Origin of the sequence: Amedibacterium intestinale (genome assembly GCF_010537335.1) — a bacterium.
Lineage (GTDB): Bacteria > Bacillota_I > Bacilli_A > Erysipelotrichales > Erysipelotrichaceae > Amedibacterium > Amedibacterium intestinale.
Window position 1 is genome coordinate 993741 of sequence record NZ_AP019711.1, and the last position, 24145, is coordinate 1017885.

Annotated in this window: 30 protein-coding genes; 7 read left to right on the forward strand and 23 right to left on the reverse strand. The window is 33.0% G+C overall.

Features of this window, described 5'->3' with window-relative positions:
• Nucleotides 1-24: 24 nt before the first annotated feature.
• A complete protein-coding gene (gene asnB / locus A9CBEGH2_RS05180; RefSeq protein ID WP_118277474.1) occupies nt 25-1704 on the forward strand; it encodes an asparagine synthase (glutamine-hydrolyzing) in 1680 nt (559 codons plus the stop codon).
• Here the strand turns inward: asnB and A9CBEGH2_RS05185 are convergent.
• From A9CBEGH2_RS05185 to A9CBEGH2_RS05195, 3 genes are all read right to left on the reverse strand, one after another.
• A complete protein-coding gene (locus tag A9CBEGH2_RS05185; RefSeq protein ID WP_118277475.1) occupies nt 1701-2792 on the reverse strand; it encodes a DNA recombination protein RmuC in 1092 nt (363 codons plus the stop codon). The two genes, asnB and A9CBEGH2_RS05185, sit on opposite strands and share 4 nt — an antisense overlap.
• Nucleotides 2793-2825: 33 nt before the next feature.
• A complete protein-coding gene (locus A9CBEGH2_RS05190; RefSeq protein ID WP_157964947.1) occupies nt 2826-3239 on the reverse strand; it encodes a competence protein ComK in 414 nt (137 codons plus the stop codon).
• Nucleotides 3240-3339: 100 nt separating this feature from the next.
• Nucleotides 3340-3807 carry a RidA family protein gene (locus tag A9CBEGH2_RS05195; protein ID WP_115715196.1) on the reverse strand — a complete coding sequence of 156 codons (468 nt, stop codon included), beginning with the start codon at nt 3805-3807 and terminating at the stop codon, nt 3340-3342.
• A 143-nt stretch (nt 3808-3950) separates the two neighbouring features.
• Here A9CBEGH2_RS05195 and A9CBEGH2_RS05200 point away from each other — a divergent pair, with 143 nt between their 5' ends.
• The gene (locus A9CBEGH2_RS05200) at nt 3951-4193 is read left to right on the forward strand and encodes a DUF3892 domain-containing protein (RefSeq protein ID WP_115715197.1); all 243 of its coding nucleotides are present in this window, start codon (nt 3951-3953) and stop codon (nt 4191-4193) included.
• 12 nt (nt 4194-4205) lie between these two features.
• Here A9CBEGH2_RS05200 and A9CBEGH2_RS05205 read toward each other — a convergent pair whose 3' ends face one another.
• From A9CBEGH2_RS05205 to A9CBEGH2_RS05220, 4 genes are read right to left on the reverse strand one after another with little or no spacing between them, the layout of a single operon-like run.
• Nucleotides 4206-4733: a hypothetical protein gene (locus A9CBEGH2_RS05205; protein WP_115715199.1), complete on the reverse strand. Its 528-nt coding sequence runs from the start codon at nt 4731-4733 to the stop codon at nt 4206-4208.
• On the reverse strand, nt 4730-5242 hold the full coding sequence (locus A9CBEGH2_RS05210) for a tRNA (cytidine(34)-2'-O)-methyltransferase (protein WP_115715200.1): 513 nt from the start codon (nt 5240-5242) through the stop codon (nt 4730-4732). Before A9CBEGH2_RS05210 ends, A9CBEGH2_RS05205 begins: the two co-directional genes overlap by 4 nt.
• Nucleotide 5243: 1 nt before the next feature.
• Nucleotides 5244-5831 carry an RdgB/HAM1 family non-canonical purine NTP pyrophosphatase gene (rdgB, locus tag A9CBEGH2_RS05215; RefSeq protein WP_115715201.1) on the reverse strand — a complete coding sequence of 196 codons (588 nt, stop codon included), beginning with the start codon at nt 5829-5831 and terminating at the stop codon, nt 5244-5246.
• Complete coding sequence (locus A9CBEGH2_RS05220; RefSeq protein ID WP_118277476.1) at nt 5828-7495, reverse strand: B12-binding domain-containing radical SAM protein; 1668 nt, start codon at nt 7493-7495, stop codon at nt 5828-5830. The genes rdgB and A9CBEGH2_RS05220 overlap by 4 nt, the downstream gene beginning before the upstream one ends.
• A gap of 133 nt (nt 7496-7628) precedes the next feature.
• Here A9CBEGH2_RS05220 and A9CBEGH2_RS05225 point away from each other — a divergent pair, with 133 nt between their 5' ends.
• Nucleotides 7629-8399, forward strand: coding sequence for a choline kinase family protein (locus A9CBEGH2_RS05225; protein ID WP_232057317.1), 771 nt, complete (start codon nt 7629-7631; stop codon nt 8397-8399).
• Nucleotides 8400-8468: 69 nt separating this feature from the next.
• Nucleotides 8469-8813: a hypothetical protein gene (locus A9CBEGH2_RS05230; RefSeq protein ID WP_118277478.1), complete on the forward strand. Its 345-nt coding sequence runs from the start codon at nt 8469-8471 to the stop codon at nt 8811-8813.
• Between the two features lie 43 nt (nt 8814-8856).
• Here A9CBEGH2_RS05230 and A9CBEGH2_RS05235 read toward each other — a convergent pair whose 3' ends face one another.
• From A9CBEGH2_RS05235 to A9CBEGH2_RS05245, 3 genes are all read right to left on the reverse strand, one after another.
• Nucleotides 8857-9840 (reverse strand): LacI family DNA-binding transcriptional regulator, encoded by a 984-nt coding sequence (locus tag A9CBEGH2_RS05235; RefSeq protein WP_158572263.1) that lies wholly within the window; start codon nt 9838-9840, stop codon nt 8857-8859.
• 88 nt (nt 9841-9928) lie between these two features.
• Entirely contained in the window at nt 9929-10597 is a 669-nt protein-coding gene (locus tag A9CBEGH2_RS05240) for a DNA alkylation repair protein (RefSeq protein ID WP_118277480.1), read from the reverse strand.
• Between the two features lie 77 nt (nt 10598-10674).
• A complete protein-coding gene (locus A9CBEGH2_RS05245) occupies nt 10675-11139 on the reverse strand; it encodes a DUF1648 domain-containing protein (protein ID WP_158572264.1) in 465 nt (154 codons plus the stop codon).
• A 121-nt stretch (nt 11140-11260) separates the two neighbouring features.
• On the opposite strand from A9CBEGH2_RS05245, the gene bcp reads away from it, so the two are divergent.
• Entirely contained in the window at nt 11261-11725 is a 465-nt protein-coding gene (gene bcp / locus A9CBEGH2_RS05250; protein WP_115715208.1) for a thioredoxin-dependent thiol peroxidase, read from the forward strand.
• Between the two features lie 43 nt (nt 11726-11768).
• Here bcp and A9CBEGH2_RS05255 read toward each other — a convergent pair whose 3' ends face one another.
• Together A9CBEGH2_RS05255 and sigG are read right to left on the reverse strand one after the other, a co-directional pair.
• Nucleotides 11769-12014, reverse strand: a complete 246-nt coding sequence (locus A9CBEGH2_RS05255; RefSeq protein ID WP_115715209.1) for a PRC-barrel domain-containing protein — start codon at nt 12012-12014, stop codon at nt 11769-11771.
• Nucleotides 12015-12058: 44 nt separating this feature from the next.
• Nucleotides 12059-12838, reverse strand: a complete 780-nt coding sequence (gene sigG, locus A9CBEGH2_RS05260; RefSeq protein WP_115715210.1) for an RNA polymerase sporulation sigma factor SigG — start codon at nt 12836-12838, stop codon at nt 12059-12061.
• Between the two features lie 190 nt (nt 12839-13028).
• Here sigG and A9CBEGH2_RS05265 point away from each other — a divergent pair, with 190 nt between their 5' ends.
• The gene (locus A9CBEGH2_RS05265) at nt 13029-13331 is read left to right on the forward strand and encodes a rhodanese-like domain-containing protein (RefSeq protein WP_118277482.1); all 303 of its coding nucleotides are present in this window, start codon (nt 13029-13031) and stop codon (nt 13329-13331) included.
• Between the two features lie 87 nt (nt 13332-13418).
• On the opposite strand, the gene sigK is transcribed toward A9CBEGH2_RS05265, so the two are convergent.
• The 3 genes from sigK to A9CBEGH2_RS05280 all read right to left on the reverse strand — a co-directional run bounded on the left by sigK (nt 13419) and on the right by A9CBEGH2_RS05280 (nt 15520).
• A complete protein-coding gene (sigK, locus tag A9CBEGH2_RS05270; RefSeq protein ID WP_118277483.1) occupies nt 13419-14123 on the reverse strand; it encodes an RNA polymerase sporulation sigma factor SigK in 705 nt (234 codons plus the stop codon).
• A gap of 4 nt (nt 14124-14127) precedes the next feature.
• Nucleotides 14128-14865, reverse strand: coding sequence for a sigma-E processing peptidase SpoIIGA (locus A9CBEGH2_RS05275; RefSeq protein WP_118277484.1), 738 nt, complete (start codon nt 14863-14865; stop codon nt 14128-14130).
• Between the two features lie 103 nt (nt 14866-14968).
• Nucleotides 14969-15520 carry a hypothetical protein gene (locus tag A9CBEGH2_RS05280; RefSeq protein WP_118277485.1) on the reverse strand — a complete coding sequence of 184 codons (552 nt, stop codon included), beginning with the start codon at nt 15518-15520 and terminating at the stop codon, nt 14969-14971.
• 218 nt (nt 15521-15738) lie between these two features.
• Between A9CBEGH2_RS05280 and A9CBEGH2_RS05285 the strand changes: the two genes are divergently transcribed.
• Nucleotides 15739-16899, forward strand: a complete 1161-nt coding sequence (locus A9CBEGH2_RS05285) for an Rpn family recombination-promoting nuclease/putative transposase (protein ID WP_163051616.1) — start codon at nt 15739-15741, stop codon at nt 16897-16899.
• 153 nt (nt 16900-17052) lie between these two features.
• Here the strand turns inward: A9CBEGH2_RS05285 and A9CBEGH2_RS05290 are convergent, their stop codons facing one another.
• The 8 genes from A9CBEGH2_RS05290 to uvrC form a co-directional block, all read right to left on the reverse strand.
• The gene (locus tag A9CBEGH2_RS05290) at nt 17053-17547 is read right to left on the reverse strand and encodes a transcription repressor NadR (RefSeq protein ID WP_118277719.1); all 495 of its coding nucleotides are present in this window, start codon (nt 17545-17547) and stop codon (nt 17053-17055) included.
• A gap of 115 nt (nt 17548-17662) precedes the next feature.
• Nucleotides 17663-18853 (reverse strand): coenzyme F420-0:L-glutamate ligase, encoded by a 1191-nt coding sequence (locus tag A9CBEGH2_RS05295; RefSeq protein WP_115715217.1) that lies wholly within the window; start codon nt 18851-18853, stop codon nt 17663-17665.
• 70 nt (nt 18854-18923) lie between these two features.
• Nucleotides 18924-19406: a metallophosphoesterase family protein gene (locus A9CBEGH2_RS05300; RefSeq protein WP_115715218.1), complete on the reverse strand. Its 483-nt coding sequence runs from the start codon at nt 19404-19406 to the stop codon at nt 18924-18926.
• Nucleotides 19407-19472: 66 nt separating this feature from the next.
• The gene (locus A9CBEGH2_RS05305; protein ID WP_118362084.1) at nt 19473-20441 is read right to left on the reverse strand and encodes a GerMN domain-containing protein; all 969 of its coding nucleotides are present in this window, start codon (nt 20439-20441) and stop codon (nt 19473-19475) included.
• Nucleotides 20442-20506: 65 nt separating this feature from the next.
• A complete protein-coding gene (locus tag A9CBEGH2_RS05310; RefSeq protein ID WP_163104391.1) occupies nt 20507-21529 on the reverse strand; it encodes a M15 family metallopeptidase in 1023 nt (340 codons plus the stop codon).
• A 33-nt stretch (nt 21530-21562) separates the two neighbouring features.
• The gene (locus A9CBEGH2_RS05315) at nt 21563-22015 is read right to left on the reverse strand and encodes a hypothetical protein (RefSeq protein WP_115715221.1); all 453 of its coding nucleotides are present in this window, start codon (nt 22013-22015) and stop codon (nt 21563-21565) included.
• A gap of 93 nt (nt 22016-22108) precedes the next feature.
• Nucleotides 22109-22339 (reverse strand): helix-turn-helix domain-containing protein, encoded by a 231-nt coding sequence (locus A9CBEGH2_RS05320; RefSeq protein ID WP_147360182.1) that lies wholly within the window; start codon nt 22337-22339, stop codon nt 22109-22111.
• A 41-nt stretch (nt 22340-22380) separates the two neighbouring features.
• The gene (uvrC, locus tag A9CBEGH2_RS05325) at nt 22381-24144 is read right to left on the reverse strand and encodes an excinuclease ABC subunit UvrC (protein ID WP_115715222.1); all 1764 of its coding nucleotides are present in this window, start codon (nt 24142-24144) and stop codon (nt 22381-22383) included.
• Between the last annotated feature and the right edge of the window lies 1 nt (nt 24145).

Consider the following 24145-nt stretch of genomic DNA (forward strand, 5'->3'; position numbering starts at 1 on the left):
CACTAAAAAAGAAAGGGTGAGAAAATGAAAGAAATACTCGCAGGTATTGAAAATGATATATTTATGAAAGATGCATCTTTTATCATATATCAAAATGAAGAGTACCAAATCGTCATTGATGGAGAGATATACAATGAAGATGAATTATTTGCCGAATTAAAAGATATTTATCCAATGCATAACACAACAGAAGAACTTGTGTTTTATGCATGGAAACATTGGGGCATGCAGTTTAGCAACCATTTAGAAGGAGCCTATACGTTTCTGATAGGCAATAAAGAACAATTGCTTGTTGTAAAAGATCCTTTAGGACTTCGTCCTATATATTACTGTGAAAATAATGGAAACTGGTATGTAAGCAACTCCATCAAAACATTATTGAACAAGAGTGAAAAAAAAGCCGTACTTGCAAAAGAAGGAATTTTAGAACTGTTTAGTTTTGGTCCTGGTATAAGTGAAGATAAAACTTTACTGAAAGGTATTTTCACAGTCCCTATGGGATCTTATCTTGAAATTAAACATCATACAGCAAATATCTATAAATACTATGAACTGCCTGTCTATGAACATAAAGATAACGTAGAAGAAACTGCCAAGCATGTTAAAGATCTGCTTCTTCATTCTGTAAATCAACAAAAGCAAGGATGTAAAAGCAGCTTTTTATCAGGAGGACTAGATAGTTCCATCTTAACAGCTCTTTGTGCACAAAAGGATTGGAATACCTATTCTTTAGACTATGAAGGAAATAAAGAAAACTTCCACTCTAATATGTATCAGGTATCTATGGATACCGATTATATAAATATGATGAAAGACAAATACCCTTTGGTTCATCACCATGATCTTATGATTACCCAAAAAGAACTTGCTTCTTTACTGGAAGAAGCCATGCTGGCAAGAGAGATGCCAGGTATGGCGGATGTAGATTCTTCCCTATTATGGTTATGTAAACAGGTAAAACAGCAGGAAGATGTCATTATAAGCGGAGAATGCAGTGATGAAATTTTTGGAGGTTATCCATGGTTTTATCGTGAAGAATTAAAAGATTTAGATACCTTCCCTTGGCTTCGTTCTACAAAAGAGCGTATTTCTCTGTTAAATAAAAAATATCAAACTTTAGAATTTGAAGAATATATTAAGAAGCAATATAATAATACGTTAAAAGATATACAGTATCTGGACAGTGATACCCAAGAAGATAAACTTGCCAGAAAGCATACATTGCTTTGCCTTCACTGGTTTATGCAGACATTAGTTGTGCGTCAGGTATGTGAAGGAAGATGGGCAGGTGTAAACATTCGTGCTCCATTTGCCAATGTACGCCTATTAGAATATGTATATAATATTCCTTGGAAAATGAAATTTTTAAATGATGAAGAAAAAGGAATTTTAAGAAAGGCATTCGCTGATATTCTTCCAAAAGAAGTATGTGAACGAAAGAAAAATCCATTTCCTAAAACCCATAATCCTATCTATGCACAAATTGTATCCGATATAGTAAAAGATACACTGAAAGATAAAAACAGTCCTTTGCATAAGCTGTTTGATGATAAAAAACTGGATGAACTCATCCAGTCAAAAGGGGAATCTTTCCAGCTTCCATGGTATGGACAGTTAATGAGCGGTCCACAGCTCCTTGCTTATTTATACCAGATTCATTGCTGGATAAAAGATTTTGATATTGAAATTGAAGAAAGCATTTAATCCATGCTTTCTTCTTTTTTTTCTAATTGAACAGATTCTATTTCATGAAAACGATTAACGAGTTTTCCTGCTGTTATCTGCAACAAACGCATATCTTCATAACAGCGTTCAAAATCACTGCATACATTCTGATAGCGTTTTTCAAATCGTTGAAATTCCTGCTGCAGTTTTCCTAATTCCTTCTGCATAGCTGCCATATTTTCATTTCTTTCAACCCCTAAATAAATCGCTTTGATTGCGGTAATATATGCCATTAAAGTTGTTGGGGAAACAAGATATACTTTCTTTTCATAAGACTCTTTCACAACCTCATCACAGGCAGCATATATATAAGAAAATATTGCTTCTGCAGGAAGAAACATATAAGCAAATTCTGCTGTTTCCTGTGGAACGATATATTTTTTCTGAATTGTCTGTATATGTTTTTTTACATCAGAAACAAATAAAGCATGATATTTTTTACGCTCTTCTTTACTGGAAGCAGACATTAAACGATTATAATTTTCTAAAGGAAATTTCGAATCAATGCATATCATTCCAAGAGGTTCCTTTCCAAATATAACTGCATCTGCAATGAAACCATTGCTTAAACGATATTGTTTTGCATATTGCTTCTCATTGCTGCCCATAGCATTTTCTAAAAGATGATACAATTCAACTTCTCCAAAAATTCCTCTTGTTTTTTTATCTGTTAAGACATTTTGAATACTGGAAATGGACATAGATAATTCCTTTAAATTTTTTTGTCCTTCATCCAGTTTTCCTACCTGTTTTAAAACTTCCCCAAATACACGAGTTGTGGTTTCATAACTTTGCTGCATTGAAGAGTGCATATTCTTTTCCATTGTATAAATCTGCTTTGCCGCCGCATCCTGCATAACCCCCATATCCTGACGAAGCATATTTTGCATAGAAGATAATTCTGCCTTCATTTGCTGCTGAAGAGCAAATAAAAGATCCTGCTGACGCTTTTCACTTTCTAACAATTCCTTTTTCATAGAGGGTTTGTTTTGTATACGAAAGAAAAAAACAACAATTACAACAAGCATAATAACGAAAATACACAACATAAATACTACATATTCCATAAAATCACCTAGTAATCATTATAACAGAAACAATCAGGTATATGCATAAAGATATTCCATATATTTTTCACATAACAACATCGAACGCTTTACACAATGCATACTCGTATCTACTTTTATCTTTTCTCCGTTTAAAAATTCAAATACGATTTGCTTATCTTCCTCTGTATAGGAAAAAACACCGCGGTAATTGATCCAGACATTTTCCTTGCTGGATAATGCCTTGCATGGAAACATCAAATCTTTTGTCGCTTCACTGATTAAAACCGGTACTCTTTGATGAGAGTGTAAAATATATCTGGAAGCTTCCAATCTTCCTCTTAACGTACTTCCATGCTGCAGGCACCATGTTTCCAGGAAATGTATACTCCCCTGCTTCCAGAAAACAACATGATCTTCCCGCAGGATCTTTCCTTCATCTCTTTGATCCAAAATCGCATAAATCATAATTTCACCTCTATACGATTTTTTCATAAAACCTCTAAAAAAAGACAAATATGAAAGAAATTCAATAGCAAATAAAAAAGGATGTGTATTTCACATCCAATTAGCAGCATCCTCCATCGCATCCGCCGCCACAGCTTGAGCATCCACCCTGCTGTGCAGCCATCTGCTGTTCGTATACTAAAGTATCAATAACGATACATTCAATTTCTACTTTTACATCTTTAGGTAAGCGTGCAATCTGTACACAGCTTCTTGCTGGATATGGTTCTTCAAGGTAAGATCCGTATACTTCATTCAAACGGTCAAATTCACTTAAATCACTCATAAAAATTGTTGTTTTTACGATGTGACGATAATCAAGTCCCATTTCTTCTAATACAACTTTAATATTTTTCATTACCTGGTGTGTCTGTTCTTCAATAGTTGTTCCTTCAATTTCACCAGTTTCTGGATTTAAAGGAATTTGTCCAGATAAATAAACGAAATCTCCTAATTTTACTGCTGGAGAGTAAGGTCCTAAAGCTTTAGGAGCTTTTTCAGGTTTAATTGCTTTTAAAAATACGTTCATGTTGTAACCTCCTATGTGTTTGCAGATTTATTATATCTTAATTATCAAAAATTTCAATTCAAAAGCATTCGATAAAGTTAAATCTTTCCATATTGTATAATTCCAAATTCCCATCACACAATAGTATCAGGAGGTAAGTAAAAATGAAAAAAGAAAAAAATTCTAAAACACGTTTTGTAGCTGCTCGTAAAAACAGTGATGGTACTTTAAGTGAATTTAAGGATAACCATGGGAAAACCTATGATTATGAACAGGCATTAGAAGCTGTTGAACAAGGTTTGATTGAAAATGCACAGCCATTTACAGGCAGAGATGGTGCAAGACACATTCGTGGTGTCAATGACGGAAGCAAATCATCAAACTTAAAAAATCTAAAAGATTTCTAGAAAAAGCCGCAATCAAGCGGCTTTCTTTGTTATTTGATGAACTTTTTTCTTTATATGATATAGAAGCAGCAATATAATTATCGTATTGATCAATACTAAAATTACCCCTACTCCTTTAATATAAAACATTCCTTCTTCTAAGCTTGCAGATTGAAGCCCTGTATATATACAAAACAAACATCCAACAGTTTCAATCACAAACAAGAAAAGACACCATGTTGTCTGTTTCTTTTCACAAAGCAATGGCCACGCCGCAATAAAAAGTGCAGCTACCATAACTTCATACCACTGTACTTCTTTTAATACCACATATAAAATATTTGTAAAAGATACCTGACTCATGGAAATAAAATCCATGGATACTCTGGATAAATATGTCATATGCAATAGTTTTCCATTTAATAAAGTATACAAAGAATCATAATCATCTAAGGTATACAGCGATATTCCCACAACAACATAAAGAAGTAGAAAGAATACCCATACAGCCAAACATAGAATTAAAAAGCGGGAATATGCATCATCTTTTTTCTTTATCATTCAACTTCCAGCCAATCTTCTCCCTTGATTACCTCAACTCCACTTAAGCCAGGATAATCAAGCTGACGTAAAACTTCATAAACAATAATAGCTGCACAGTTAGATAGATTTAAACTTCTGGCATTTGCTACCATTGGAAGACGCATACAGTGATTCAAATGTTTTGATAAAATAGTTTTTGGAATACCTGTACTTTCTTTTCCCAAAATCAAGTAAATATCTCCTTCACATTTTGTAAAGTCAAACTGACTTGGTGCTTTTTTCCCATAACGTGTCATAAAATAATAGTTCTCACTTGGATTTCTAGAAGTAAAATCTTCCCAGTTTTCATAAATGGTGTAATCCAAGTCTTTTACATAATCCATCCCTGCTCTACGTAAATGTGCCTCATCTAATGAAAATCCTAAAGGTTTGATCAAATGCATCTTCGTATTGCTTGCCATGCAGGTACGCATCATATTTCCTGTATTTTGAGGAATTTCCGGTTCAAATAAAACTAAATGCAACATATTAATCCTCCTCTGCCAGATATTCTAATAACATCTGTAACGCTCTTCCTCTGTGACTTACCGCATTTTTCTTATCTTCACTTACATTCGCCAATGTTGTATTGTATGGAGGATAGAAAAAGATAGGGTCATAACCAAAACCTTTTTCTCCTTGGATTTGTGTTGCCACTTCCCCTTCTACTACTCCACGAAATACCTGTTCTTCTCCATTCGCACGGATATAGGCAATTGCACAAACAAACTGACATCCACGATCTGCTTTTCCAGCACATTGTTCAATGATATAAGCATTTTTAATATCGTATGAAGTATCTCGTCCCATAAAACGAGCAGAATGAATACCCGGTTCTCCATTCATCGCATTCACCATCAAACCACTATCATCTGCCACCACTTCAATATGTAATTTTTCATGAATAGCTCTAGCTTTGATCAAGGCATTTTCTTCAAATGTCGTTCCGTTTTCTTCAATATCAATTTCTTCATCTAAATCCAGCAAACTTTTTACCTGGTAGCCTAAAGGTTTTAACATCTGTTTAAATTCTTCAACTTTATGCGCATTGCTTGTCGCAATCATAATTTCTTTCATAGCTTCATTTCCTCACATGTCATCATTTCTAAATCAATAAAATATTGTTTGGGATACGTTTGATGTTCATTATATAAAACAATCTGATATCCCAAAGTATTTTTATACCCAATATCTGCCAATCCATAACAGAATAACTGCTGCTGATTAGCTACTCCTTTTTCAAACGCAAAACGAAGAAGTTCGTTTTTCTTTTCCTGTGTTAAATAATTTTGTATAAATCTTTTTGGTTTTTGTTTAAAACGTCGATTATAATACGTTAAGATAATGGCATCTGCTTCTTTCTTACTACATTTTAATAATGAATACAAACATTGAAACAATTCATATGGCTGATATGGACGTTTAAGTTTTGCATACTCTTTCCCTAAATCCATAAACATCAAAAAGGCACTTGTATACCAGTTTTTCTCTAAAACAAGACGTAGCACATCGCGACAAACCCCACTGTTCCAAAATTTCTCTACCGCATCTGCACATTGATGAATCTTCCGCATTTCCTCTTGAGAAAGCCATGCTGTCGATACAACATCATACGGAGCATGTTCATGATAATCGAAAGAAAACTCTTCCTGTTGACTTCTAAGTTTTGTACCCTTTAAAAGTTTTAAGATACCTAGCTGTACTTCTCCTGCCTGTAAAGAAAAAAGGGTATTGAAACTTTGTTCAAAGCTTTGCATTCCTTCATAGGGAAGCCCTGCGATCAAATCCACATGAAGAATACATCCCGCCTGTTTCAAACGATGCAAGACCTCAACCAGTCTGGCATTATTTTGTATTCTTCCAACACTTGCCAGTGTCTTTTCTTTAAAAGATTGAACACCAACTTCAAATCGAAAACGTGATACATCTGCTTCTTCACAGAAAAACTGCAGCAAATCTTCACTTAACGTTTCCGCAACAATTTCAAACTGAAAGATTTGATTTTTACAGTGTTCATTAATATAACGGGCGATTCGTAAAGCCCTTTGCGGATTGCTGTTAAATGTACGATCTAAAAACTTCACCTGTTTGACATCGCTTTTTGATATCTGTTCCAGCAGATTTATGACATAGTCCTCTGAAAACATACGAACACTTCGATCAGTAGAACTTAAACAATACGTACAGCCATAAGGGCATCCTCTGCTTGTCTCTAAATACAAATAACGTTTTCCCATATCATTTATATCCATAGATAAAAAGTAAGGATCTTCAAAAGTTTCCAGCCATGCCAAATCCACTTTTCGATATTCCTTGTTTGGAAACTGCTTTGTATAGATACCACGAATTTCTCTTGGCTTTGTTTCCAGCATCTGTATATATTCCCAGACACTTTCTTCCCCTTCTCCAATGCAAATCGCATCGACACCTTCCTCAAGCAGTTCAAAAGAAGAAAAACTTACTTCTGGTCCGCCAACGAATATATGTATATCGTTTTGTCTCTTTTTCAGCTCTTTTATAATTTCTTTGGTTTTTTCAATATTCCATATATAACAGCTAAAACAAACAACTTCTACCTGCATAGATAAAATATCTTCTATAATACGATGACTGTCATCTTTAATCGTATATTCTTTTAAGATTACATCTTCTTTATTCGGACAGGTTGTATAAATCCATCTTAATGCCAGATTTTTATGTATATATTTCGCATTACAAGTCGTTAGTAATGTTTTCTTCATACTCCACCTTCTTTTCATCGTTTATTTTATCAAATTTTATAAAAATATGCTATGATAAATGCGGTGATACAATATGAAAAACTGGAAGCTCTTAGACACTTTATTTCACTCTTCTGACTTGCAGTTCATCGATATGAAAAAAGGTTTAACAAATACGAATTATTTATTAAAAACAAAAGAAGATGCCTACGTTTTGCGTGTTCCTCGAAGTGACAGTGCAAACATCGTACACAGGCACCATGAAACCCTGGCTTTAGAAGCTATCAAAGACAGTCATATTGATGTAGAAATGCTGTACTATGATGAAAGCAGCGGCTATAAACTTACTCGTTATGTAGAAAATGCGATGACATATCAGGAATGTCCAGATGAAAATAAGATTGAACAAGTGGCTGCTTTAATGAAGAAGTTTCATAATCTAAATAAACAAATTCATGTATCCTTTGATCCTGTCAAACGTTTGGAATCTTATATGCAGCATATTCAAGATCCTATCTATGATTTAAGTCCTTATATGTATTTAAAAGATAGAATAAAAAATCATCCTCATAAAACTTGCCTATGCCATAATGACTGGGTAGATGGAAATATTTTGTTCACAAAAGAAAACGTATATTTAATTGATTATGAATATGCCGCAGACAATGATCCTTTATTTGATGTCATGTCTTTTTTAAGTGAAAACAAAATTTTTGATGAAGAAGAAAGAAAACGTTTCTACACTATATATTTTGAAGGAAAAGAAGTTCCTTATAAAGAGCTGCACTTATGGGAGACTTTCATGAATATCTTATGGTGTGCATGGGCAATGATGATGTGGGAGAGTAGAAAAGAAGATGTCTATAAACAAATCGCAGAAGATAAATATCATGCACTTCTTGTCTGTTTAAAATCCCATATCTAATGTATAAATTTCTATTGAATTCAAAAAAGAAAAAGAGCATAATGAAGATAGAAAGAGAGGGATATTTTTATGAAAAAGTCCGATTTTTATCATATTGAAGAAGGCTATATCATTCTTCATGAAAGCAATCATAAGCTTTGTACTACCGATATTAAAAAAGTAGATGTATCTATTCTTCCTGTACAAAAAAATGCTGGTGAAGAAATAATGAATGCAGCTGCCAATGCACTTAGCTCTTCTTTAGGAAACGCAAATGAAAAAGTAAATATTTATGTAGAAATTATCCATGGAAATAACATTGACAAAATAAAAGTCAACACGAATCCTCTTATTCGAAACAATTTAGATTATCATGAAATGGTTACCCATGCCAGAAATCTGCAGGTAGCTATTAAAAAAGATTGTAATTTATAAACTCTGATAAAAAAAGATGTGAATACAAAAAATCACATCTTTTTTATCTGACACTATTTCCTAACTTAAAAGTATAAATATTTCTTTGTTCAGGCATTGGCTTATTCTCTAACAATGCTTCCATAGCCATCATAACATCTTCTGCATATACTTTATAATCTACACTGACACAAGTTAATCTTGGACTTGTTACATTTGCCAAATCATATCCGCAAAATGTTGCCGCAGATACATTTTCCGGAATTGTTATATGATATTCCCTTGCATATCTGCTTAAAGAAATTCCATATTCTTCTTGACCTAACAAAATCAGATCGACTCTTTTTGTAAAAATATCCTTGATTTTTTCAAAAGCATCACTGTAGCTTCCATCACACAAAGTAGATACGATATCAATAGGCTGATGTGCCTTTTGATAAATATTTTTAATACCTTTTAATCTGTTTTCTCCACGTTTTGTTTCACTACCAAGATAATGAAGTGAAAGACATTCTCGCTCTAGAAGATATTTCCCCATCATTTCACCGGCCTGCACCTCATTCATTTCCATACTGCAGCCTTCTACATGCTCATTTAAGAATAAAACAGGTAGATTTTTTTGTTCTGCATATGCCTGTATTTCAGAAACTGAGGAACAATCCTCTATAAAAATTGCATCTATACCTGTATCTTTACAATAAGTCACATAGGCTTCTTCCAGTTTTGGATCGTTCTTTGTGATGAAAATCTGAAACAAGAAATTACGTGCATACAATTCTTTCTCTAATGCATCAAGGATTCGACGAGTACGCCCTCGATTCATATTTTCTACAAAGATAGCAAATGATTTCACAGCTTCTTTCTCTATATTTTCTGCATTTTTATCTGTTACTTCTTGTTCTTTTCTTGTATAACCAATTTCACAGATTGCCTTTTCTATTTTTTCCGCAATTTCAGGTCGAACATTTTCACCCTTTAAATAACGAGATACTGTAGTTTTTGAAACCTCTGCAAATTGTGCTACATCATTTAGGGTAGCTTTTTTCATAAATACCAAACTCACTTTCTTTTCTATCGCTATTGTATCGTACTTTACTGGAAAAAGCAATTTTCCTTTCTTTCCATAGTACATGCAGCTATATATATTTACTGGCTTCTTTTTTACTAAGATTAGCAAGTCCATCATCGTATCGAGCTAAAAAATCACGTACCCATGCAGGATTGGTTTTCGAATAATCTCGCAAACTCCATCCGATCGCTTTATTAATAAAAAATTCACTGCTATTAAGGTTTTTCACTAGAATTTTTTCCAGCAGTACACTATCTGTTTTTTCTTTTTTTCCAAGCTGATGATTTAAAGCGACTCTTCTAAGCCACATATCTTCATCTTCTGCCCATAAAAGCATGATTTCCTTTACACGCTTATCCTTTAAAGCCATATTTCCTAAAATTTGATTAAAACAGTCTACACTGTCCCACCATGATTTTGTTTGTATATACTTTTGTATATTCGAAATATCTTCAAATCCAATATATTTCTGCATCATTCTTAAGTAATCACATACAAAATACTGCATTTCTCTATATTCATCTTGATAACACTTATCAAGCAGCTCCCAGTTAATTCGTTTCTGGTTTTTTTCTCTTTTTAAAATTCCTTTATAAACCTCTTTTCTTTTTGAAGCAGGTATCCCATAAAATAAAAACTTATTTTTCATATAACGTGCCATAGATATTGCTTGCGATTCATTTTTTTGATCTTCTAATAGTTTTTTAACTTCGTCATATTCTTTATTTATATCCATGTTTTTCTCCTATATACTTCCTTTATAATATAATCATTCTGTTTTCATTATTATCAGACGATTACAAAAACTTCTATTTACTCCAGCTTCATTATCTTATAAAACCAAAAGATGACATTGATAAATGCAAGAAAAAGGATACCAAAAAATAAAAACACAGGTAATTGTATTTGAAAAATCATCTCAAAAGATATATAAGTCAGTACGCAGACCACCAATAACCTTGTTGTGGCAAAAAGATGTTGAATGAAAGAATAAACTTGTTTCTTGTTTTTCTTTTTTATAATAACAGGATTGTTGTAGATACCAGGAAAATTTATAACAGCTCCAATACCTATATAAACAAACAAAGACATAACAGGAAACAGCCAGCATTGTGATTTACTTCCCCACTCATCTGCTTCACCCAAAAGATTAAAATGTACAGGTATCTTATTCGGCATTCCTTTCCACATAAATAAAAGTGCAATGAATGTACAAGCAAACAAGATTAGGCATAAAACATTACAAATCTTATCCATGTTTTTCTGTTGTATTTCCATAAGAAGAACCTCTTTCCCTTTATATGTTATAGTATAGCACCACAATATCAAAAAGTGTATTTTACTTTTCATTCTTACATGCTAATGTTACAATATGTACATCATATAAGGAGGTCTTCTTATGTTAGAAACAGGTACAAAGGCAATTGATTTTACACTTCCAGATGAAAATGGAAATTTGATTTCTCTTCATGATTTTTTAGGCAAAAAAGTAGTTGTATACTTTTATCCAAAAGATTCTACTCCAGGGTGTACAAAGCAGGCATGTGCATTTAAAGATGCTTACAATATCTATAAAGAAAAAGATATCGTGGTGATTGGTATCAGTAAGGATTCCAGTAAATCACATTTAAATTTTAAGACCAAATATGAACTTCCATTTATCTTGCTATCTGATACAGAAACAAAAGTAATTCAGGAGTATGATGTATGGAAAGAAAAGAAACTGTATGGCAGAACTTATATGGGAGTTACCCGTTCTACTTATGTTATTGATGAAAATGGAATTATTATCAAAACATTTGAGAAAGCTTCTCCTGCTACAAATGCACAGGATATCTTAGATTATTTACAAGAGCAGGCATAAAACCAAAAATCTTCTTCTCGTAAAATACGAAAAGAAGATTTTTTTAAGAGTGAAAATGTACCAAAATGACATCTCCATGAATATTTTCTATTTCTGATACCGAAATTTGAATTTGTTCAACTGGGAATATCCATGGAAATATCTTTTTCACAAAGGATTTGCAAGGTGTCGCATAAATCGCAAAAATCTCAAAAGTTCGTGAATCAAATTCTAAATCTGCGACATGTCCGATTAAACACCCATCTGCTATATTAATGACTTCTTTCCCACATATATCGCTAAATCTCATGCTTGATCACCTATTCCAGTATATGTATCTATAAGAAAAATGTGCTAACTCTCAAACTCTTTCTTTAACTGTGCAATCGCATTTTTCTCCAATCTAGATACCTGTGCCTGTGAAATTCCTAATTCATTTGCGATTTCCATCTGCGTTTTATCCTGATAATAGCGTTTCTCAATAATTTCTTTTTCTTTTCCTCTTAACTGGGCAAGACTTCTTTTTAATGCCATCAGATTATTTAAATGTTCCACTTCATCTTTATCATCCTTAATTTGATCTAACAAATATAATTCATCTCCATCTCCATTATATACTGGTTCAAAAATACTAATTACACTTTGTGTTGAATCCAATGCATCAACAATATCCTTTTCCTTTACTTCCAGCTGTTTCGCAAGCCATTTGACAGATGGTTCTTTTTGATGTTCATGCATATATTCTTCTTTTAATCGAAAAGCTTTATATGCCAGATCTTTTAAATGACGACTTACCCTTATAACCTGATTGTCTCGCAAATATCGTTTGATTTCTCCCATGATCATAGGAACCGCATAAGTAGAAAATCGTACTTCATGCGATAAATCAAAATTATCAATGGATTTTACCAGCCCAATACATCCTACCTGAAACAAATCATCCATATTTTCACAGCGAGATGAAAACCGCTGAACGATAGATAATACAAGCTTTAAATTCCCCTGAATTAACTCCTCTTTCGCATTTTCATCTCCTTCCTTTAACTTAATAAACAATTCTTTCATCTGCGTGTTTGTTAAAACATTTAAATCAGAAGTTCGAATTCCACTGATTTCTACTTTATAACGACTCATGTTCAGTTTCCTCCTAGCACACTAGGAGTTTTCCCTCACTGCGTTTGCTTATCCCCAAGGATTCCTGTAAGTAATTGGAAGAAGAAAATTCTTGACAAGTTTATATCTAAATCTCCACCTTTAAAGAAGCAAATTACTTTTATATTTCAGTATTTAAGTATATACTTAATATATAACAGGAGGTAAATTTATGTTATTTAAGAAAAAACCATCATTTGATGCCTATGTAGAACAAGGAAAAGTCGATCCAAATATCGTATTTATAGATGTAAGAGAAAAAGAAGAATATCTTCAGGGACATGTAAATAAAAGCATAAATATTCCGCTTTCAAATATTCAAAATATTAAAATAGAGAAATCCAAATCTCTTTACGTATACTGTCTGAGTGGGGCAAGAAGTAAAATGGCATGTATGTATTTAAAACAAATGGGATACCATGATATAACAAATATTGGAGGTATTGCGAAATCTAAAAAAGGATACCTGCAATAATATCAGATATTGACTTTTAGAGAATCTTTCAACGAGGTTCTCTTTTTTCGTAAAAAAAATACGAAGAGATATAAATATTTCTTCGTATCAAAACTGTTTCTTTTTCAGCTGTATTTTTAACTTCTCTATAATTTTCTTTTCTAGACGTGAAATATACGATTGAGAGATTCCCAGTTTCTGCGCAATATCTTTTTGGGTTAATTCTTCTTGTCCAATACCATAACGCATTTGTAAAATCTGGCGTTCTCTTTCTTTTAAGGTAGCCATTGCCTCCATCAATTCTCTTTTATTTTCCTGTTTTTCAAATTCTTTCGTTACTAAATCATCTTCTGTACCAAGAATATCAGATAATAAAAGTTCATTCCCATCATAATCAATATTTAGTGGTTCATCAAAGCTTACCTCCACTTTTCTTCTGCTTTTTTTACGTAAAAACATTAAAATCTCATTTTCTATACAACGTGATGCATACGTTACGAGTTTAATATTTTTATCTCTTTTAAATGTATTTACAGCTTTAATCAGCCCAATTGATCCAATACTAATTAAATCTTCCATAAACACAGGATTTGTTTCATAACGTTTTGCGATATATACAACTAAACGAAGATTGTGTTCTATCAAAGTATTTCTTGCCTCTTCATCTCCTTGTTCAAGCGCAATCAAAGCTTTTTGTTCTTCTTCTTTCTCTAATGGCTTTGGAAGTACATCTCCCCCCTGTATATAAAACACTTCGCTTCTTTTCTCTGGTATAAATAAAAACTCAAAAATCTTCCATAACTTTCTTAACATACCTTCACCCCATCATCATAAGATTCATATTTAAAAGCACCTGTGCATGCATTGGAAGCCTTATTTCCTGCTGTAAACAAATATATACCTCATGTTTCTGACATCCAGCTAAATATACCTGTGTCTGGATTGTTTCAATTGTATTACTGTAGGAAATACCTTCCATTTGTATATAGTGTATGTCTTTATCTTTAAATACAGAACCATACTTTTTATGAAGAAACAGTACTGGCAATCCATTTTCCTGTAATAAATTTCCACTATCTAAATACCCTTTCATCTTTTTCCATCCAAGTGATGTTAAAACATAGATCGTATATAGACAAGATCGTTTTGCTACCCACAAATTCCATTTTTTATATAAAAGAAGAAAAGTAAAGCTGCATCCTATCCATATATACAAGAAAGGACAGTGAATCGGTACAAACCAAGTAAGATTATGAAAGCTTCCTTGCCATACAACAAAGCACGTTAACATCAAAAGCCATCTATACAGGTATGCAAATATCCATGTTTTTATCGCATATTTAAACAATGTCAGACAAAATAGAAGTTCTAAAGTGATAAGCATATATACACTCCATTTTTCCCAAAGCATAACCGAAAATAATGATATTAATAATGCATAACATATAGAATTTTTTGTATCTACAGGTCGAAGGGTAATATATTGTGCAATTTGTACAGACAATAAAATAATAAATCCGTTTGTTAGAAAGGTAACTTCTATATAGCTTTCCATAATCTTTCCTCCAACATGTATCAGTATAGCATGTGGTAGAGATGGAAGTTGTCATAATATGCGGATAAAAAAAAGGTCTAAACAGACCATAAGACAATTCGTACTAAGACATCTTTAAGTTAGAAATAGTTTGTATTTTTCTGTTTTGACATAAAACTTTCCACACAGCAATTGAAATAATAAAATCAACAGAACTGTGAAGAATCGTTCCTATTCCCGTTAACCCAAAAATCATATACACCATATTTACACTATCTCCATTTGTAAAATATAGAAAAGTAACTGCCATTTCCAGCAATGCATGCAAAAGAGCAATTCCTAGATTTAAAAAAAACATTTGCTTTCCTGATTTTCCCATATCTTTATGTTTGCTGATATACCATGCTGCACCATATGCCCATACAACATGTGTAAATGCTCGAAGTACAACTGGCAAAGGAAATCCTGCAAGTAAAAAACCAACTGTCGTTCCTAAAGCCGTTGAAAGTGCTACTTCTTTAGAAATAAAGATAGCAACCATTATAGCAACATGTGATGCAAGTGTAAATGACATTGGTTCTATAGTTATTTTAATCGGAGAAATAATAGGAATAATAATACCAATTGCGACTAGCATCGCAGTTAAAGATAATTGATACACATTTTTATTAGTCATAAAAAAAGAACACCCCTTAATATCAAGTTATATGTCATGACACTTATCTATACTATTATTTTTCTATCTAAAAGTCAATAAAAAATACATATATTTCTTTCCCTAAAATAAAACCTTGTTCCAAATTTTGCCATTTGTTTTTAAAATAAGAAGCTATTGTAAAACATATTTTAAACAAAAAAACTAAATTTTTGTATTTTTACCTATTGGTTTCGTATATGTATAGTGAAAAGGATAAAGTGTATCCAATCATGCTTTCCATATATCACGATATCGGTATAGACAAACAATATTCTTATTTTATAATGAAGATGGATATCTCTTATCTTTCCTTCATCAATATTATATCCGATCAAGAAGTATCAAAAGAGGAGCTGATGAATATGGGAAAACAGGATATCGCACTAAAATCTTATTTCAAAAATAATGATCGCTTTGCGGATTTAATTAACACAGGCATATACAATGGTATACAGGTTGTTAAACCTGATGATTTGGAAGAACTTGATACGGATTCATCGCTGTATATCCATACGCAGGGGATGAAGATTCCCCTTGCAAGAGTAAGAGATGTTATCCGAAAATCTGCAGGAGATTGTGAATATGTGATTTATGGGGTTGAAAATCAATCCAGTATCCATTATGCAATGCCTTTGCGTGTGATGATGTATGATACTTTGACCTATGAAGCAGAATGCAGACAGTTTGTAAATGCGGGAAGAAACAGGAAAGACAGTGAATATCTTTCTAAAATGCGAAAAAAGGATCGTATTCATCCAGTATTTACACTAGTCATATATTATGGAGAAGCACCATGGGATGGGGCAAGAAGTCTGAAAGACATGATGGTGGATATGCCGAAATGGATGGAAAAAAGATTCAATGACTATCCTATGAAGCTGCTGGAAATAGGAACCTGCAGAAATACATTTCAAAATCAGGATATCTTCAATTTCATAAAGATCATACAGCTTTTATACAGTGATAAAGTAGAAGAACTGCAAAGGTATTATGCGAATGTAAAAGTAGGAAGAGATACAGCAGAACTGGTAGGAACAATAACGGAAAATGAAGAAATATTAAACTATGTAAAAGAACATAAAGATGAGGAGGAAATCAACATGTGCGAAGCAACGAAGAGATGGGAACAAAGATGGACACGAAAAATTACAGATGGATTCATCAATATGATGGGAGTAAGAAAAGAAGGAGAAGAAAACCTTGCCCCTGAAGAGGCCATCGAAAGACTAGAATCAAAAGGCAGGATAGAAGGCGAAAAGAAAGGCATAGCGAAAGAGAAAATGGAAATAGCACAGAAAATGAAAAAGGAAGGCTGCAGCAAAGAACTTATAGAAAAAGTTACAGGTATCCTTCTTTAATACATAAAAAGATAATTACTTAAAATTGTATGAAAACAATTGAAAAGCAAGGGATATGAAAGTATCCCCTGCTTTTTATTATATTAGCTATTTTCTAAGTGATATTCTATGTTTTATAAAAACTGCACAAGTAAAAAAGAAAATTATGAAACATTATGCGTGATATAAAAACCCCTTTTCCTCCAAAGCCTTTTCAATTCTATGAAAGGTTTCTTCATCTGGAAATGTAATGGTATGTAAATGCAATCCATGAGTGAGATACGACAATGGTTCTACCTGCTGTACACGTTTTAAAAAACAATCCACATCATATCGAGATGCTATATGCATCTTTCCGCACAGTTCTCCATAAACTTCATGTTCCACAATTACATCCTTAACAAAACCGCCCATATCAACAATTGTATATAATTCTTCCTGAATTTGTTCCTTCGTATGACAAACAGCAATTTTTCTTTCTAGTACTTTTTTCTCTTCTAATACGTAACCGCGAGGTGTCGCAATTATCTTATTTCCTTCTGCTCTTAACAAAGCAACATCTCCAACAATAATCTGTCTCGATACATGAAATTTTTTCGCAAGTGTTCCTGCTGAAACAGGAACATCACTCTTTTTTATTTCTGTTAATATCTCATCTCTTCGACTCATACTTCCACCTTTCTTCTATCTTTTTTATACTACCATAACATTATAAAACAAAAAGTAATGGAAGTGAATTTAAAAAATAGAAACGGATAATCTGTCCGTTTCTATATGTAACTAATTAATTTGTGAAATTATCAAAGTATCCCTGTACTAAAACAATTGGAGTTCCTTTATCACCAGAACCACTTGTCAAGTCACATAAAGAACCAATCAAATCAGTAAGTTTTCTAGGAGTAGTCCCCTGAGAAGCCATATTTCCTTTTAAGTTATCATCTTTTTCTTTGATTTTTTCTTCAATGGCATGCTGCAGTTCTTCTCCATTTAAATCCGCAAAATCATTATCTGCTAAATATTTTAATTTTAATTCATTTGGAGTTCCTTCCAAACCACTTGTATAAGCAGGAGATACAACTGGATCAGCCAATTCCCAGATTTTACCTTGAGGATCTTTAAATGCACCATCCCCATATACCATAACTTCAATATGTTTCCCTGTTTTTTCTTTAAGAGATTTCTGAATATCTTCAACTAAATCCTGACACTCTCTTGGGAACAGTTTAACCATATCTTCTGTTGATTTATTTGAACCTAATAATCCATATTTTTCATTATATCCGCTTCCATTAACAGAAGAAGTCATAAGATCATCAAGTCCACATACTCTTTCAGCACCATGTTTTAGAAGAATACGTTTTGTACGTGCTCTTGTGTGAATATCACAGTTAATTACATTTTTTGTATAATTCAAAATTGTTTTTGGATTATTCGCAAAAATAATTTCTACTTCTGCACCGCATTCACGAATCAAGTTGCCATAGTATTCTACATAGTCTACTCCAGTAAACTCATGTTTGTTTTCTCCAAATAATTCACGATATTTTTCTAGTGTTAAAACATCACTGTATGGATTGATGCCTGCATCATCAAGTTTCTCAATGCTTACAAGTTCATTTCCAACTTCATCACTTGGATAACTAAGCATTAAAACGATTTTCTTTGCCCCTTTCGCAATACCGCGAAGACAGATAGCAAAACGGTTACGACTTAAAATTGGGAAAATAACACCAACAGTTTCTCCTCCCAGTTTTTCTTTGACATCCGCTGCAATTGCATCAACACTTACATAATTCCCCTGTGATCTAGCCACAATAGATTCTGTAACTGCAACAACATCACGATCACGAAGTGCAAAACCTTCTGATTCAGCCGCTTCCATCACACTGTTTACTACAATGTTTGCCAAATCATCTTTCTCACGAATAATTGGGCATCGTACACCTCTTGAAATTGTTCCTACTTTTCTTTCCATATTACATCCTGCACCTTTCTATTTGCATAAACACAAGAAAAACCGTAGCCTGTACGGTTATCTGCTATCATCAGAAAAACTTACTTTTTTTCTGTGGGAGAAAAATGAACTCTACATCAACGTTTTCTTCATTAAGAGTAAGGATTGCATAGGATGGAGCTCTTCCATCTCTGCTTCTCCATAAAGAACCTGGATTAATCAAACGAACACCATCTATCGTTTCATCCTTTGCGACATGCGTATGCCCATAACAGAAGATGTCACAACGATTTTCACGTGCTGTTTTTGCCATTTGTTCCAATCGATGAAGATAAGAAAAGCTATGTGAATGCGCCATATAAATACGATGTTTTCCAACCTCTAGAATGCGATAATCCGGATAGTCGTAAAAAAGATCGTTATTCCCTCTTACAATTGTATATTCCGGATAGTATTCCTGTGGTGCATCTATATCCCCGCAATGAAGATATGCAGCAGCATCTGGATGCTTTAAAACAATTTCTTCCAGGATATCTGCTTTTCCATGACTGTCGCTAACGACAACTAGCTTCATTTTCATCACCTAGTGTTAGTATACCATATTTCTAGAGTACATACCTAGAAAAATTTACGAAATTATTTAAAAACGCACTTCATTATAAACAAGATCATTTACAGAAATACTATTTTTGTTTTCAAAAGGAGAGAGGATAACTCCATCTACTTTTACCTGCAGTTCTTCAACTCCCTCCAGCATAGATAAAGAAAGTATCAGACAATTATATGCATCTTGTTTTATTTCACGATCACTTCCTAAAAGATTTCCCTTCACATCAACACTAAGCACTCCATTTTCAAAATGACTCGAATGCAAAGTAATATTATCATCATATAGAGGCTGACTTAAATTGGCAGATACCTGTACATCACTTACGATTTGCTCGATTTCTTCTTCCATCGTATTTACATCATAAGGCACTCTTCTACTTTGCGGTACCATATAAACCACTCCATCGATCTTTCTTGTCGCAAAGACAGTTATTGTATGAGAATCATGCAGAGTAGAAGCCTTTGTTTCAAAATGATTGATACCTATTTGTCTATTTAAAGTTGCAGGAATTGGTGTATGATCTAACGGCATTTCTTTTAACTCCTGATTATCCAGCATCAGCTTTACATCTGTGATATCTGAAAACTGTGTAACTCCCCAAGCCAAAGACTCTAATAAGCGTAATTCCTGTTTTTTATCATAATTTTTAAAAGATTCATTAAAATACAATACAGCTGTATGATCTTGTAATGAAACTGTTTTTAAAATACATTCTTTTTTAAATAAGGGCTTAAAGTTATCAATTTTCTGTTTTCCACTCATATACGCTATCAGAAGCTGTAATTTATCTTCAATACTTGTATCCGGATTTACAGAAATGCTTACAGGGACCAATGTATTTTCTTTATCCAGCAAATATACCTGCATATAAGATTCTTCTTCCTGCAAAGATAAAACAGGTGTATCCTGCGTTTTAAAAGGAAAATAAGTAAATGAAAGATAACTGACAAGTGCCAGTCCCCCAAACAACAAGGCAATTTTTTTCTTAAGTTGTTTCATGTATTCACCTCTACCCCATGGTATGTATACCTGTATAAAAAAAGAACATACTAGCTGTTCTTTCTTTAAGAGAATTCTTCTATATCTTTCTCACTGAGTTCTTCCATAACGATTCCTTTATCATGCATATATTTTGCACACTCTTCTCCAACATAGCGAAGAATATAAGGCTGATAGGCTTTATGTGTTACATCTTCTTTCTGTTTAGGATAGCGAATAACAAATCCATATTTATAAGCGTTATCTTTTAACCAGATAGCCTGCTCCTGTTCTTCCTTTTTTGTTTCTTCCTTATTTTTATTTTTACTATTTTCTTTTGGAAGAAGTTCTATCGTATACCCAAGCTGTGCTTCATTTCTCCCTGGATAATCAGTATAAGAAAGTGCCTCATCTTTATATTTTTTTACAGCTTCCTCATATAAGGAGACCTGGTTTTCATAGGAAATATACCCTGCTGTGACCTCCATATCCCCAAAGGTCTTATTATTAATTTCTTTCGCATCCTTTGCCATCTTCTGCAATGGCTGTAAAACCTCTTTTTTTATTTTAATATTCTTGTTTTTAACAGGAACACCGCTCACATTCACAAGATTATCAGGTTCATATGTATAAAATGTTTCTTTATTTTTTAATACTTCTAATTTCATAGAAGGATCTGGTACAAGAATGCTTTCACTTTGATAACCATCTCCCTCATCAAAATATCGTGTCAGCACATTATACGAATATGTTTTTAATAAAGAATCTAAAGTTGTATATTGCAAATTCGAGCGATATTTATTTATGAAAGAAACAATATAGCTTTTATCTTCCTTTCTAGCATGATAAGCCTTATCATACCATAACGTATTTTCTACCTGAAATCCTTCAATATCAATATATGGTAAAAACTGGGAAGGTTCAATTTTCTGTGAAACCAAAAAATCGATTTCTTCTGTATCCATATGTTTTAAAACTAAAGAACGTTCTTCTTCATTCAGCTCGTATGGATATCTTGCCAGTTCGTCATAATGCTCATTCATTTTAAAAAAACAAATAACAAATAAAACAAGCAACGACACTAGAAATAATGTACGTTTTAGCTTCATAAGCAACACCTCATTTTTCATTATACCATGTTTTTATATTTCTGTCTTATCTTGAAAACCAACAACAAGATAAATTGTATGCTTTCTGATAAATAACAAACTGGTAACAACTTCATAATGAAAAAGCAAGGGGACTCTTTGCCAATGGTATTTGACATGCAAAAGCGGATATAAGGAAATTCCTCGCCATCGAAAATTTTGTAATACATCCCTGCAAATATAAATTGCTTTTGTATCCTGCTGTTCTTTCATTTTTTGTTTTTTCAGCTGTTTCCACATAGCATATACTTCTTGTTCATGCATCATTTTCATATACTTTTTTTGATAAGAAAGCATTTCTTTATACAACAAAGAATCATTAATTTCTGGCTGCTTTTGTATTTTCTTTTGAAAGTAAGCATGCATATGATGCGTTTTTTTAATTTCATTTTCCAGATATCGATATTGTGTATGATTCACACGTAAACAATAAGTGACTTTCTGCATATAGTTCACTCCTCTCTATAAAGAGATACGAGTGAAACAGGAAAAAACCCTAAAAATTTTAAAGAAATTAAAAAAAGGATATCTTTCGATACCCTACTGCAGATGCAGCTCTTCATTTCGTAACAGTTCTACAACCGCCTGTGCTCTTCCTTTAACGCCTAGCTTCAACATTACATTGGAAATATGATTGCGAACGGTTTTATCAGAAATGTGCATCTTTTCTGCAATTTCTTTTGTACTGTAATTTTCAATGAGAAGAGAAAATACCTGCTTCTCTCTTGGTGTCAAGATTTTCTGCGTAAGCAATTCCCCCTTGTCTTTCACATCTACGTTATCTTATGCGACAAGTTTCGTTTTGCTCTGTATTAATTTTGTTCAGCGTGTAAAATCTGATATAAATCTTCTGCCACTTTTAAAGGAATTACTTCTGCAATTTCCTCTACACTAGCTTCTTTTAATCGTTTTAATGATTTAAATTGTTTCCATATTTCTTTTTTACGAACTTCTCCAATACCTTCAACTTCATCTAAAATCGACTTTGTCATAGCCTTCCCACGAAGTTTTCGATGAAAAGAAATCGCAAAGCGATGCACTTCATCCTGCATTTGTGTTAATAAAAAGAATAAAGAACTTTCTCTTTCTACAGGAAGGATATTTCCATTTCGATCCATTAAATTGGCAGTATGGTGATTATCATCTTTTACCAAGCCACATAAAGTGATATCTACATCTAAGGCATCTAAAATTTCTTTTGCGGCTTCTATTTGTAAATAACCCCCATCCACAATCAGTAAATCAGGAAATCTTCCTCTTTCCTTTAATAAACGAAAATATCTTCGATACACAACTTCCTTCATGGAATCCAAATCCGATACATATTCTTTCAAACGATAGGTTCGATAATCTTTTTTACTTGGTTCTCCATCTACAAATACAACCATACCACTGACATTAAATGCCCCTGAAATATGCGAGTTATCAAATAATTCAATACGATGAATTTCTTTCTTCAACAATGCTGATAACTGCTTCATCGCCTCTTCTTTTCGATGATCTTTACGCTCTACTAATTCAAATTTCTGCTGGTGAGCATTTTTCGCATTTACCAAAACCATTTCAACCAGCTTTAGTTTATCCCCACGTAATGGCTGTATGATCTTCGCATTTAAAATCTCCTGTAAATGTGTTATATCATATTCTTTTGGAATTAGTATTTCACTAGGAAGTGGATTTGCTTCATAATACTGCAAGATAAAAGAAACAAAGGCATCCATTGCATCTTCATACAAAGGGGTAATGGACAAGGTTCTTTCCAGCATCTTTCCTCCACGAAGAAAAAATCCCTGAATTGAAATATATCCTTTATCTACATAATACCCAAATACATCACGATCTTTACGATCTTTAAAATCAATTTGCTGTTTGGCTGTTACATGTTCAATAGAATGAATCAAATCCAGTTTTTCTTTTGCTTTTTCAAACTGCATTTCTTCACTTGCTTTCTGCATTTCAGCATATAAATTTGAAACAATTTCTTTCACATCTCCATTTAAAAATTTTCGTATTCCTAAAGCCATCTGCGTATATACACTTTCATCAATATCCTTTACACATGGGGCAAGACATTGTCCCATGTGATAATACAGACATTCTTTTTTAGGAAGACGTTTGCATTTTCTTAATGGGTAAAGCTGATTTAAAAGCTTCATTGTTTCCCATGCAGCAGAACTGTCTGGAAAAGGTCCAAAGTACTCTGCTTTTTTATCTTTCGTGTTACGTACAACACGAAGAATAGGAGCTTTTTCCTTAGAAAGTTTTAAATATGGATAGCTTTTATCATCCATAAACATGATGTTATAAGGAGGAGTATGTTTTTTTATCAAATTAATTTCCAGCAGAAGTGCTTCTTTTTCACTGCCGCATACAATATATTCAAAATCGTCAATATTAGAAACAAGACGAGTCGTCTTAAAATCATGCGCGCCTACAAAATACTGACGCACACGATTTTTTAACTTTTTCGCTTTTCCTACATAGATAATATCTCCCTCTTTGTTTTTCATCAAATAACAGCCAGGAAGTGCTGGCAAAATTGCCAGCTTATCTTCAATTTTTGCCATATTTGCCATA

Coding starts and splice junctions, on each gene's coding strand:
- asnB (WP_118277474.1), top strand. CDS start 25: ATGAAAGAAATACTCGCAGGTATTGAAAATGATATATTTATGAAAGAT.
- A9CBEGH2_RS05185 (WP_118277475.1), bottom strand. CDS start 2,792: ATGGAATATGTAGTATTTATGTTGTGTATTTTCGTTATTATGCTTGTT.
- A9CBEGH2_RS05190 (WP_157964947.1), bottom strand. CDS start 3,239: ATGATTTATGCGATTTTGGATCAAAGAGATGAAGGAAAGATCCTGCGG.
- A9CBEGH2_RS05195 (WP_115715196.1), bottom strand. CDS start 3,807: ATGAACGTATTTTTAAAAGCAATTAAACCTGAAAAAGCTCCTAAAGCT.
- A9CBEGH2_RS05200 (WP_115715197.1), top strand. CDS start 3,951: ATGAAAAAAGAAAAAAATTCTAAAACACGTTTTGTAGCTGCTCGTAAA.
- A9CBEGH2_RS05205 (WP_115715199.1), bottom strand. CDS start 4,733: ATGATAAAGAAAAAAGATGATGCATATTCCCGCTTTTTAATTCTATGT.
- A9CBEGH2_RS05210 (WP_115715200.1), bottom strand. CDS start 5,242: ATGTTGCATTTAGTTTTATTTGAACCGGAAATTCCTCAAAATACAGGA.
- rdgB (WP_115715201.1), bottom strand. CDS start 5,831: ATGAAAGAAATTATGATTGCGACAAGCAATGCGCATAAAGTTGAAGAA.
- A9CBEGH2_RS05220 (WP_118277476.1), bottom strand. CDS start 7,495: ATGAAGAAAACATTACTAACGACTTGTAATGCGAAATATATACATAAA.
- A9CBEGH2_RS05225 (WP_232057317.1), top strand. CDS start 7,629: ATGAAAAAAGGTTTAACAAATACGAATTATTTATTAAAAACAAAAGAA.
- A9CBEGH2_RS05230 (WP_118277478.1), top strand. CDS start 8,469: ATGAAAAAGTCCGATTTTTATCATATTGAAGAAGGCTATATCATTCTT.
- A9CBEGH2_RS05235 (WP_158572263.1), bottom strand. CDS start 9,840: ATGAAAAAAGCTACCCTAAATGATGTAGCACAATTTGCAGAGGTTTCA.
- A9CBEGH2_RS05240 (WP_118277480.1), bottom strand. CDS start 10,597: ATGGATATAAATAAAGAATATGACGAAGTTAAAAAACTATTAGAAGAT.
- A9CBEGH2_RS05245 (WP_158572264.1), bottom strand. CDS start 11,139: ATGGAAATACAACAGAAAAACATGGATAAGATTTGTAATGTTTTATGC.
- bcp (WP_115715208.1), top strand. CDS start 11,261: ATGTTAGAAACAGGTACAAAGGCAATTGATTTTACACTTCCAGATGAA.
- A9CBEGH2_RS05255 (WP_115715209.1), bottom strand. CDS start 12,014: ATGAGATTTAGCGATATATGTGGGAAAGAAGTCATTAATATAGCAGAT.
- sigG (WP_115715210.1), bottom strand. CDS start 12,838: ATGAGTCGTTATAAAGTAGAAATCAGTGGAATTCGAACTTCTGATTTA.
- A9CBEGH2_RS05265 (WP_118277482.1), top strand. CDS start 13,029: ATGTTATTTAAGAAAAAACCATCATTTGATGCCTATGTAGAACAAGGA.
- sigK (WP_118277483.1), bottom strand. CDS start 14,123: ATGTTAAGAAAGTTATGGAAGATTTTTGAGTTTTTATTTATACCAGAG.
- A9CBEGH2_RS05275 (WP_118277484.1), bottom strand. CDS start 14,865: ATGGAAAGCTATATAGAAGTTACCTTTCTAACAAACGGATTTATTATT.
- A9CBEGH2_RS05280 (WP_118277485.1), bottom strand. CDS start 15,520: ATGACTAATAAAAATGTGTATCAATTATCTTTAACTGCGATGCTAGTC.
- A9CBEGH2_RS05285 (WP_163051616.1), top strand. CDS start 15,739: ATGTATAGTGAAAAGGATAAAGTGTATCCAATCATGCTTTCCATATAT.
- A9CBEGH2_RS05290 (WP_118277719.1), bottom strand. CDS start 17,547: ATGAGTCGAAGAGATGAGATATTAACAGAAATAAAAAAGAGTGATGTT.
- A9CBEGH2_RS05295 (WP_115715217.1), bottom strand. CDS start 18,853: ATGGAAAGAAAAGTAGGAACAATTTCAAGAGGTGTACGATGCCCAATT.
- A9CBEGH2_RS05300 (WP_115715218.1), bottom strand. CDS start 19,406: ATGAAGCTAGTTGTCGTTAGCGACAGTCATGGAAAAGCAGATATCCTG.
- A9CBEGH2_RS05305 (WP_118362084.1), bottom strand. CDS start 20,441: ATGAAACAACTTAAGAAAAAAATTGCCTTGTTGTTTGGGGGACTGGCA.
- A9CBEGH2_RS05310 (WP_163104391.1), bottom strand. CDS start 21,529: ATGAAGCTAAAACGTACATTATTTCTAGTGTCGTTGCTTGTTTTATTT.
- A9CBEGH2_RS05315 (WP_115715221.1), bottom strand. CDS start 22,015: ATGCAGAAAGTCACTTATTGTTTACGTGTGAATCATACACAATATCGA.
- uvrC (WP_115715222.1), bottom strand. CDS start 24,144: ATGGCAAATATGGCAAAAATTGAAGATAAGCTGGCAATTTTGCCAGCA.